At 47.2% G+C, this 10,000-nt stretch carries 12 protein-coding genes and 1 pseudogene; 5 read left to right on the forward strand and 8 right to left on the reverse strand.

The window, feature by feature from the left end:
* A pseudogene (locus LDL40_RS15690) lies at positions 1 to 337 on the reverse strand (arginine decarboxylase); the annotation flags it as partial.
* Between the two features lie 126 nt (positions 338 to 463).
* Here LDL40_RS15690 and speE point away from each other — a divergent pair.
* Positions 464 to 1,318, forward strand: coding sequence for a polyamine aminopropyltransferase (gene speE / locus LDL40_RS15695; RefSeq protein ID WP_300996392.1), 855 nt, complete (start codon positions 464 to 466; stop codon positions 1,316 to 1,318).
* A 73-nt stretch (positions 1,319 to 1,391) separates the two neighbouring features.
* Here the strand turns inward: speE and LDL40_RS15700 are convergent, their stop codons facing one another.
* The 5 genes from LDL40_RS15700 to LDL40_RS15720 all read right to left on the reverse strand — a co-directional run bounded on the left by LDL40_RS15700 (position 1,392) and on the right by LDL40_RS15720 (position 4,818).
* Positions 1,392 to 1,865, reverse strand: coding sequence for a hypothetical protein (locus LDL40_RS15700; RefSeq protein WP_300996393.1), 474 nt, complete (start codon positions 1,863 to 1,865; stop codon positions 1,392 to 1,394).
* 69 nt (positions 1,866 to 1,934) lie between these two features.
* Positions 1,935 to 2,084 carry a hypothetical protein gene (locus LDL40_RS15705; protein ID WP_300996394.1) on the reverse strand — a complete coding sequence of 50 codons (150 nt, stop codon included), beginning with the start codon at positions 2,082 to 2,084 and terminating at the stop codon, positions 1,935 to 1,937.
* A 174-nt stretch (positions 2,085 to 2,258) separates the two neighbouring features.
* The gene (locus tag LDL40_RS15710) at positions 2,259 to 3,104 is read right to left on the reverse strand and encodes an EamA family transporter (protein ID WP_300996395.1); all 846 of its coding nucleotides are present in this window, start codon (positions 3,102 to 3,104) and stop codon (positions 2,259 to 2,261) included.
* Between the two features lie 271 nt (positions 3,105 to 3,375).
* Positions 3,376 to 4,026 carry an OmpA family protein gene (locus tag LDL40_RS15715; protein ID WP_300996396.1) on the reverse strand — a complete coding sequence of 217 codons (651 nt, stop codon included), beginning with the start codon at positions 4,024 to 4,026 and terminating at the stop codon, positions 3,376 to 3,378.
* A gap of 216 nt (positions 4,027 to 4,242) precedes the next feature.
* Positions 4,243 to 4,818, reverse strand: a complete 576-nt coding sequence (locus tag LDL40_RS15720; RefSeq protein ID WP_300996397.1) for a gamma-glutamylcyclotransferase — start codon at positions 4,816 to 4,818, stop codon at positions 4,243 to 4,245.
* 363 nt (positions 4,819 to 5,181) lie between these two features.
* On the opposite strand from LDL40_RS15720, the gene proB reads away from it, so the two are divergent.
* From proB to LDL40_RS15735, 3 genes are all read left to right on the forward strand, one after another.
* Positions 5,182 to 6,291 (forward strand): glutamate 5-kinase, encoded by a 1,110-nt coding sequence (proB, locus tag LDL40_RS15725; protein ID WP_300996398.1) that lies wholly within the window; start codon positions 5,182 to 5,184, stop codon positions 6,289 to 6,291.
* A gap of 2 nt (positions 6,292 to 6,293) precedes the next feature.
* On the forward strand, positions 6,294 to 7,538 hold the full coding sequence (locus tag LDL40_RS15730) for a glutamate-5-semialdehyde dehydrogenase (protein ID WP_300996399.1): 1,245 nt from the start codon (positions 6,294 to 6,296) through the stop codon (positions 7,536 to 7,538).
* A 65-nt stretch (positions 7,539 to 7,603) separates the two neighbouring features.
* Positions 7,604 to 8,080: a hypothetical protein gene (locus LDL40_RS15735; RefSeq protein ID WP_300996400.1), complete on the forward strand. Its 477-nt coding sequence runs from the start codon at positions 7,604 to 7,606 to the stop codon at positions 8,078 to 8,080.
* Between the two features lies 1 nt (position 8,081).
* Here LDL40_RS15735 and LDL40_RS15740 read toward each other — a convergent pair whose 3' ends face one another.
* Positions 8,082 to 8,321 carry a DUF1272 domain-containing protein gene (locus tag LDL40_RS15740; RefSeq protein ID WP_300996401.1) on the reverse strand — a complete coding sequence of 80 codons (240 nt, stop codon included), beginning with the start codon at positions 8,319 to 8,321 and terminating at the stop codon, positions 8,082 to 8,084.
* 135 nt (positions 8,322 to 8,456) lie between these two features.
* The gene (locus LDL40_RS15745) at positions 8,457 to 9,209 is read right to left on the reverse strand and encodes an ABC transporter substrate-binding protein (protein WP_300996402.1); all 753 of its coding nucleotides are present in this window, start codon (positions 9,207 to 9,209) and stop codon (positions 8,457 to 8,459) included.
* 143 nt (positions 9,210 to 9,352) lie between these two features.
* Here LDL40_RS15745 and LDL40_RS15750 point away from each other — a divergent pair.
* A partial coding sequence (locus LDL40_RS15750) for an FAD-dependent oxidoreductase (RefSeq protein WP_300996403.1) occupies positions 9,353 to 10,000 on the forward strand: 648 nt, incomplete at its 3' end.

Here is a 10,000-nt window from a genome sequence, read left to right on the forward strand (position 1 = left end):
CCAGCTTTTTTACCACAGAAAATTGCTGGTTTACTTTGATTGGGTAAACGGCTGTGTATTCACCTTGGTACTCACGCTCTTGTTTCGCCTGAGCAAAAGAGTTGATTAAGGTGCCAACACGATGCTGCAAAATATCGGTAAAACGTACCAATACGGGCAGGGTTAAGCCTTCCTCTTTAAAACGGGCAGTCAGCTCCGGGAAATTAATACCGGGTTTTTTATGGTCCTGATCCGGATAGGCCACCAGGTCGCCATTTTTGTTTACATCAAAATAGCCTTCACTCCAGACTGCTACGTTATAAATAGATCGCGCTTTTTCGATACCCCAATCTGCCATTGTCGTGCCCTTAAAAAAATGATGCGCTATTTTAAAGCCAATGCTGTGAAAAAAACATGAAAAGTTTGTCTCATCCTGCCCTGGCTGGCAAAATACTTAGCTTAGTTTGTTTATAAGGGGTTTAGTATGTCGGGCGACAACAAATGGTTCACTGAAATTTTTGCAGCCAGTGGCAGTGCTTTTGGTTTGGCCATCACAAAAAAGCTGGATGAGGTACAGTCGCCTTTTCAACATATTGAAATGTTTGAGACCACCCATTTTGGCAATTTGATGGTGATAGACGGCGTGATTATGCTGAGCAGCCGCGACAATTTCCTCTATCACGAAATGTTAAGCCACCCGGTATTATTTACTCACCCTGCGCCAAAGCAGGTGGTGATTATAGGTGGCGGTGACTGCGGTACTTTGCGTGAAGTGTTAAAACACCCGGATATCGAACAAGTCACTCAAATTGATATCGACGAACAAGTCACCCGGATGGCGGAAAAATACTTCCCAGAGCTGTGTGCCTCCAATGACGACCCACGCGCGACTTTAAAATTTGCCGACGGTATTGCCTATATGCGCGATGCAGCGCCAGAGTCTTTGGACGTGGTGATAGTGGATTCAACAGACCCTATAGGCCCGGGCGAAGGGTTGTTTAACCGCGCCTTTTACGAAAGCTGCTTAAAAGCGCTGCGTCCGGGCGGTATTTTAGTGCAACAAAGTGAGTCACCACTCATTCATATGCCTTTACTTAAAGCCATGCGTGATGCCATGTCTGACGCTGGCTTTGCTGATTTACAAAGCTTGTTATTCCCACAAATGGTGTATCCGTCAGGCTGGTGGACTTGTACTTTAGCCCGCAAAGACGCCAAGTTTGACGGCTTCCGCGTTGCAGCTGCGCAAAATCCTGCTTTTGAAACTCAGTACTACAACGCCGAGGTGCATCAGGCCGCCATGGCTTTGCCTAATTTTGTTAAAAAGGCTTTTGCAAACTAGCAGGTGAACCCTGGACCGGAAGCCAGGTAATGCGCCTTGCTTCCGGCGTATCGAGCGAACAGGCTTCTATGTGTCATTGTTTCTCTGCTCTTTCGTTGAGTGCTTGCTGCAAGGCATGGCTAATCTCGGCTGCCATAAACCTGTATTTATTATGCAGCACATGATAAAGATTGGCTTCAAACAGCCTGACATAGTGCAAATCATCAGTAGAGATTCGTTGCAGTTCTTTTTCCGTTGTTGGGTAAATGGCGTAGTTAAAGCGACCTAAACGAACGAAGTCTGGTATTAAAGACAGATCATTCACGGTATAAAACTGACTTTTAATAGTCCCCTTATAAGATTGCAGTAGACCATGTTTGGAGACTGAAGTCGCGATTATGGTTTTTTCTTTGTCTGCCAGCACGGCTGGGGTGCAAATCAGTTCAGGCCGACAGAGTATGGTGTATACACCTACCACGACCGGTGGCTCCACAGTGAACAAATTGTTATAGCCGCCCAGTACTACCTTCATATAACCAACATCGCCATCCACTATGTTTTTATCCACAAGCAATAAGTTTCGATTGGATGGCTGGGCAACAAAATCAGTTTCGATCCCAAGTTTTTTATAGGTATCTCAAATTAAAGGCACCAGAAAATTAACCATGGCAGGGTGGTCAACATAGGTAAAAGTCATTTTTTCCGGACGTGCCTGCTGTTGCGCTGTAGCTGTCAACGTAAAAAACGACATGCATAAAACTACCCAGAGCTGCGCTTTGTATACCATGGAGGCTCCTTCTGCGTCGTTGAGGTGGTGGTTGACCTGAAGCTCCAGATTATTCTGCTTTGTAGTACCCTCTTGGAGCTGAAATCAACGGCAGGTCAGAACAACATAGCACAAGCTACCAAAGCTGTTAGGTTAAGTTGCCCTCTAAGGTTGCAACCAATAGTTCAGTATGTCCTAAGAAGGCTGACGGCTGGCCCACAGCAGAGACACTAGAATCAATACCGAACCTGCGGATAAAGTCCACCAGTTGACGTTTTGTTGCCAAAACACAAAGTTCACCACCAGGCCGGCTGGTATCAGTACGTTGTTCATCACGGCTAGCTGGTTGGCATTGACTTGTCGGGCGCCAGCATTCCATAACCAATAACCTAAACCTGAAGCCACCAGGCCTAACCAGACTAAAATGCCATAATCCAGACTGGAGCTTGGCATTTTAGTCCAATCGGCAAATATGGCTGTGGCCACTAAGCTGATTAGAGTGGCCCCAACAAAAAACCAACCGAAGTTATAACGCTGTGAACCTGTGGAGCCTAAATCCAGCCGACGATAGGCGACCTGACCAAAAGCAAAACAGAAGTTGGCCGCCTGGATCAGTAATAAACCCCACCAAAAATCTGAGCTTAAGTTTTGATATCGAATGACTAAAGCACCCAGAATAGCCAGCAGGGCAGGGCCTAACCAGCGCAGATGCAGCTTTTTATAACGCCAGAAGTAATCCAAAATCGAGATATAAACCGGGGTTAAAATAGTAAAAAGCAGTACTTCGGCCACAGTTAAATACAGAAAGCTGTGATAGAGCAGCAGGTACATCAGCCCCAACTGGATGGCGCCAATAGCAGCCAGAGCCATAGCCTGAGTTTTAGAACTGGTGCTTTTTAATAACCAGGGCAGGAACAAAACTAAGGCCAACAGCATACGGCTGCTGACCGCCAGATAAGGGTCAACCCGGCCAGACAAAAACTCGCCAATCAGGGAAAAACTAAAAGCCCAAATCAGTGTAACTAACCACAATAAACCCATAAAAAACTCCGGCTATGCTGCTACTGCATTCAATGCAGCGGCAGCATAGCCGGAGTTATAAATTTTTAATAGCTCTCTGGCTTTAGCCTAAGCCCCTGATGTTGCAGCGCAGTCAACAAAACTGCGGCTTCAAGGGCGACGGTAATACCCTAAGTTATTGGTGTTGCAGTGAGGCGACCAGTCAACGAATCCCCAGGAACATAGTGAACCTATGTGACTGGGGTGAGGAGGCGCAGTCAACAAAACTGCGGCGACAAGAACGACGGGTATTTTATTGAGTTATGGCTTCGATATGTATCTCAACACGGCGGTTCATCGCTCTGTTGCTTTCAGAATTGTTTGGCACAGCCGGGTAGCTTGGGCCTAAACCCTGAGTTTCAATCCGAATTGGGTTTAAACGCTGCGCCACTAAATAATCTTTGACACTTTCAGCCCGTTTTTTTGACAGCTGCATATTGTAATCATAAGCGCCTGTATCGTCGGTATGACCGCTTATGACCAGCATGGTTTTGTCGTATTCACCCAGTACTTTTGCTACGTCGTTTAGCACCGGATACAGCTGAGGCTGGATAGACGACTGATTCACCGCAAAGGTGATTTGGGATGGAATTTCCAGTCGTAAAATATCACCGTCTCGATGCACTTTGACACCAGTGCCGGATAACTGATCACGTAATGCCATTTCCTGATGATCCATATAACGACCTACAGCGGCACCCGCTAAAGCGCCAATAGCGGCACCGATGGCCAGTCTTTTGTTTTTATGATTGCCTGTCGCTTTGCCCAGCACTGCGCCCACGCCTGCACCTATAGCGGCACCTTTGGCTGTGTTCTGGTTTTCCGGTGCAATGTTCATACTGGCACAACCGGATAAAACTAAAGTGCTACACAAGGCAACTAAACCTAACTGTTTGGCTATCATACGAAATCTCCTGATTTTCTGAGCACTTATTCTAACCCAGTTGAGCTGAATTAGCGCTGAACTAAATACATTGCCCGCAGCTGTGTAGAAGCAGCTTGAGCTTTGGCCTTTTAGGGGGGGGCCATGGAAAGCGGTGCATAAAGCTGTAGCTGATCAAGGTCAGAGCGCTAAAGTCACAGGCGCTTTAAGCATTCTGCTGAAAGCAGGGCGTGGCGATTAGGTGTGCTTTATTAGCTTTAACAGTTCACGTTCAATCGCAAATACATGTTCGTCTTGCTCATTCATATCGCGCAGCGCCTGTGCCAGTTGAAGCAGGTACTCACTATTGGGACCACTTGGACCGCAACTGCGCGCTATATGGGCTGCTATTGCTGAGTCCGTGTCGGGGCCTAAGTAAGCCTCATTGTCTGCGCTGGCCAGATACAAGATTCCTTGCACTTCACCTGCTTCATGCAGCCAGTGTAGCGGGGTAAATATGCGCAAATAACCATTTTTTTCACGATGGTCCAAATGTTCAAAAGTCGCAGGTGTGACTTGATAAGCCATGCCAGCGCAACGAGCTCCGGGGGCTTCAACCAGGGTTAACACCCGTCCAGGCGCATCAGGCGTGCCACGATGATCATGTGAGCCCTGCCAAAAGCGGCGTTCCCAGCCATAAATGCAGGCTGGTTTAGCGGCCACATAGTCAAAGTCAGTTTTATAAATCAGTGAGCCGTAACCAAAGAGCCAGACAGAGTCGAGGTGATCCAAAGGTTGGCGCTGTTGGTTCAGTGAAATAGTGTTGTGCGACATCAGGCTCTGCTTAGGACAATAAATATTGCATTGGTGGTCAGATTTTACCGAACTACCTTTTACTTAGGCTATACGCCATTTACTGTTGTTATGCGTTATTTTGAGGCCAAAACGAGTAGCCAAAGTAATTGCAGCTGCAGCAAGGCGACAAGTGATGGAGACCCCAGGAGCATAGTTGTCTATGTGTTTATGGATTGAGGCGAATACTCGCCAGTAAGCAAAATTAGTCTGCCGAAATAAGTGACTGGGGCGAGAGCGCGCAGTCAACGCCGCTGTGGTTGCAAGTACGAAGGCTATAGACATATATACGTCTAAATAGGTATGCTCGGGTGCTTAAAAAATAACTGGAGATAAATGGGTGTTATGGCTGGGTTAAAGTGGCGACGTCTGGTGCTGAAAGTGGGCAGTGCCCTGATTGCACCGGAAGCAAAAGGTTGCTCCACCCGTTATTTGCTGGCGATCGCTGGGTTTATCAGCGAATGCAGGCAACAAGGGGTTGAAGTGGTATTGGTCTCTTCAGGTAGTGTGGCCGCAGGTCGCGCTGCTATTCCCTTTGCCCATCATCCCTTACCCATTAATGTCAAACAAGCCATGGCGGCTGTAGGTCAAACCCGCATGATGCAAAGCTGGCGTAATTTGCTCGACTTTGACTGCGCGCAAATACTGCTGACGCACGATGATTTGCAGCACCGTAACCGATATCTGAATATCCACAATACGCTGCGTACTTTGCTCGACCACGGTGTGCTGCCCATAGTCAATGAAAACGATACGGTAGCAACAGCTGAGCTGAAAGTTGGGGATAACGACAATCTGGCGGCCCTGGTCGCTACAGTGGTGGATGCCGATGCGTTAATTATTTGCTCAGATGTAGATGGCTTATACACAGCCAATCCGCGTTCAGATAGCAGCGCAGTGCTCATTCCTGAAGTGCATCAAATCAGCCCAGAAATTTATGCCATGGCGGGTGGCAGTCATCATGCTATTGGCACAGGCGGTATGGCCACTAAGTTGCAGGCCGCCAGTAAAGCCACGTCGCAAGGCATAGATACCTTAATTATTAATGGCCAGAAAGCCGATAGCTTCGCTGCTCTGTTGGCTGGTAAAGCCTGTGGCACGCTGTTTCATAAACAGCAAGAGCGTTTAAGTGCAAAGAAACACTGGTTGCTGCACAGTTTAAAAACCCGGGGTGAGCTGCAGCTCGACAGTGGCGCCGTGCAGGCTTTGCTACATAAAGGCGCCTCTTTATTACCCAAAGGCATCAGTGCTGTCAGTGGTGATTTTGATAAAGGCGACGCTATTTGGTTGTGTGATCAGGCTGGCAAACAACTGGCCAAAGGCATTAGCCAATACAGTGTGGCTGAGCTGGGTAAAATTCGTGGCGTGCATAGCCAACAGATTGAAAGCATTCTGGGTTATTGTCCCAGCGAAGTGGTGGTGCACCGCGACGATTTAGCTTTAGTGGAGGGCTGAGCATGACCAATATTAAAGCCATTTGCCAGCAAGCCAAAATCGCTGCTTTGCAACTGGCGCAGTTATCTGAAGCGGATAAAAACCTGCTGTTATTGGCCATGGCGGATCAGTTAGAAGCCGATACGGCTTTGATTCTGGCTGGCAATGCCAAAGATATGGCTGCAGGACGCGAGAAACAGTTAGCAGAGGCTATGTTAGACCGGCTGCTTTTGACTGAAGATCGCATTAAAACCTTAGCCAATGCAGTGCGTTACATTGCAGCTTTACCAGACCCTGTAGGTCAAATCCGCCAGATGGCACCACGACCAAATGGCATTCAGGTGGGTAAAATGCGGATTCCGCTGGGCGTCATCGCCATGATTTACGAAGCCAGGCCTAATGTCACTGCAGATGCTGGGGCTTTGTGTTTAAAGTCCGGCAATGCGGTGATTTTACGCGGTGGTCGTGAGGCGTTAAATTCCAGTTTGGCTATAGCCGCTTCGCTGCACAAAGCTATGGAAAAGCAAGGTATCAATCCTGCCGCTATCAGTGTGATCCCTGACCCGGACCGGGCATTATTGCTGGAATTGCTGCAACAAAAAGATTCGGTTGATTTAGTGATACCACGAGGCGGCGAAGGTTTAATTCATTTTGTCAGCGACAACAGCAAAATTCCTGTGATTCAGCATTACAAAGGTATTTGCCATTTATATGTCGACAAAGCTGCTGATTTGGATAAAGCCATGGCTTTGTTGCTCAATGGCAAAACTCAAAGGCCCGGGGTTTGTAATGCGCTGGAAACGCTACTGGTACATCAAGCGATAGCCCCACAATTTTTAGCTCTGGCTGCGCAGGGATTGGAAGAAAAGCAGGTGGAGGTCTTTGCCTGCGATTTGTCTTTGCCTTATTTCACCCATGCATGCAGAGCGGATGAGGCGCAATTTGATACCGAATATTTACGTTTAGCTATTTCGGTGAAAACAGTGGCTGATTATGACGATGCTGTATCGCATATTCAGCGCCATAGCTCAGGTCATACCGAGGTGATTTGTACTCAGGACATCAGCACAGCCCAGCGCTTTTTAAAGCAAATTAACAGCGCTGTGGTGATGGTGAATGCGTCTTCGCGTTTTAGCGATGGTGGCGAGCTGGGCTTAGGGGCGGAGATTGGTATTTCTACCTCTAAGCTGCACGCCTACGGCCCTATGGGGCTGGAGTCTTTGACCACAGAAAAGTACATAGTTATAGGCGACGGTCAAACCCGCTAAAGTGACTCAAGTTTATCCGGCTTGTGCCGATAACAGAACGATTCTCTGTTTTCGGTGCAAAGCTGATGGTAAAAATGGATTTAAATCAGATGCTCAATCTGAGCATTCAAAACGTAGTGTCTGCGCCAGCTCAAGTCAGCGCTGCTGCAGAAAATAACGCCTCGAATCAGGAAAAAGACAACAGCAAAGCTCAATTGGGTATCCATGTCGATCTGTCTCCATTGGGATTACAAAAATCAAAAAATGCGGAAAGAGATAAAGATATTGACGAAAGTGAATTGCCGGACAACGTCAAACAGGCTCTGAAAGCTATTCGTGATAAGCAAGAGGAGCTGGAGAAGAAACAACAAGAGCTGCAACAACTTATGAGCAACAGTGCCATGCCGGCAGAGGAAAAGCAGGAAAAGCTAAAAGCGCTGCAAGCCGAAATCAGCACCTTAAGTCGTGGTCTGCTGGACTCTAAAAATAACCTGATCAGCTCGATGCAGGATCAGGGCTTAACAGAGCAGCAAATTCAAACCGCCATGGCGCTGATAGACTAATTTATTGTCTCTCAATGCAGTTAAGTTTAAAGACTCGTACAGTGGAGGCTGGATTGATTGTTAACTTGGCGGCGGGTCTTATGGGGCGTCTGACTAATTCCCCACCGCAGTTAGGACAAATACCTGCCAGTCTATGAGTACAAGCCGGACAAAAAGTACATTCAAAAGAGCAGATGTACACCTGATCTGCAGGTGTTAAATCTGTGTCACAACATTCGCAGTTAGGTCTTAGTTCAAGCATAGTCTTGCCCCTTCAGGTCCGCTGTTCCAGCCTTGAAACTTGCCGTCTATTGCATCACGACAACGGGCTAAATGCGGTCGGCTTTCAGGCCATATTCTGGTGGTATCAAGCCTTAATCTGGTTTTTAGCCTGAGGTTAATTCTGCGCCGGCATAGTGCGCTTTTGGTAGTGTCGTATCAAACGCTCCATTTCACCTTGCCTGACCAATTGGTCCACAGCCTGTTGTAACGCCCTGACCGTAGTGGCAGAAACTTTCAGGTTAAGTGCCAAATAGTTGTGACCTATAAAGGAAATATCCATAACAGCTTCTACATCAGCTCTGGTTTTGCCATAGGTAGACATCCAGCTACCTATGACTTGCTCTGAGCCTATAAGTAAATCTATTTTTCCTGCTAAAAATAACGGAATAGCATCAGTTTTGTTGGTAACCAGCAACAGATTTTTACCCAGACTGTACCCTTGTTGCTGCAAGTACTCTTCAAAGATATCGCCGTGAGTAACGGCAATACCAAAAGCTTTAGCTTGCTCCAGATCGGTAGGATTCACTTCAGGCCTGCTTTTGAGTCGATACAAGTAAGTGGTGGAAGAAGCGAGTGGGCCAACCCACTGAAACTGTGGCTCTCTTTTGCTGGTTCTTGCAGTCGAGAATAAACCACTATTTGCAGTGTGCAGGGCTGATTCATAAGCTCTGAGCCAGGGCAACGATTGGAAAGTGCAGTCGAGTTGAGCCTTGACGCATGCTTGTCGCAGCAGGTCAGCATTCACACCTTGTACTTTGTGCTCTTCTGTATAGTTATAAGGGAAAAATTCTTCAGTAAATAGCCGAACGGGCTTAGCTACAGCCGGCAAGATGAAAAGCGCGCAGAACAAACCCAGATAATATTTCATGGGCGATCCAGAAGTGAGCCTGATGCACTGACATTAAAGGCTTCAGGCGGAAAGTCAAGATCAGCTTTTATTGATGCTTCTGATTAGACAGGAAGCGAATACTTTGCTTTGATAACTAAATCAATACTTTACTCTAGGTTATTATGAGAATTGCAGTGATAGGTGGTGGCATTAATGGTTTATCTTCTGCCTGGCAATTAGCATTGGCTGGCCATCAGGTTGTTTTATTTGAACGTGACGAGCTAATGCAAGCCACCAGTAAATCCTCTTCTAAGTTGCTGCATGGTGGTTTGCGTTATCTCGAGCAGGGCGAATTTCGTCTGGTGCACGAGGCTTTACAGGAAAGGCGCTGGTGGTTAAAAAAAGCACCACACTTAACCAAAAGATTACCACTGCTTTATCCCATCTATCAAAAAGGCCAACGACCAGCTTGGCAAATTAAAATAGGCTTGTGGCTTTATGATTTGCTCAGCGGAAAAAAAGGTATAGGCCGGCATCGCTGGTTAACTGCGGAGCAGGCAAAGCGTTGTTCGCCACTACTAAAAACCGATGGTCTGACAGGGGCTTATTTATTTTTTGATGGCCAGATGGACGATAGAAAACTGGGTTTGTGGGTGGCAGAGCAAGCTGTCAAAGCCGGAGTAGAGATCCATCAGCATTGTCCTGTCAGTCAAATCACTGCTACAGGAGGCGTTTACGCCGCCAATAGCTCTGAATGGCAAGTTTTTGATCTGATCGTGAATGTGGCAGGACCATGGAGTAATCAGCTTTTAGAGCAATCCGAATTGCCG

The sequence above is a fragment of the Rheinheimera sp. genome (assembly GCF_020217005.1).
GTDB lineage: Bacteria > Pseudomonadota > Gammaproteobacteria > Enterobacterales > Alteromonadaceae > Pararheinheimera.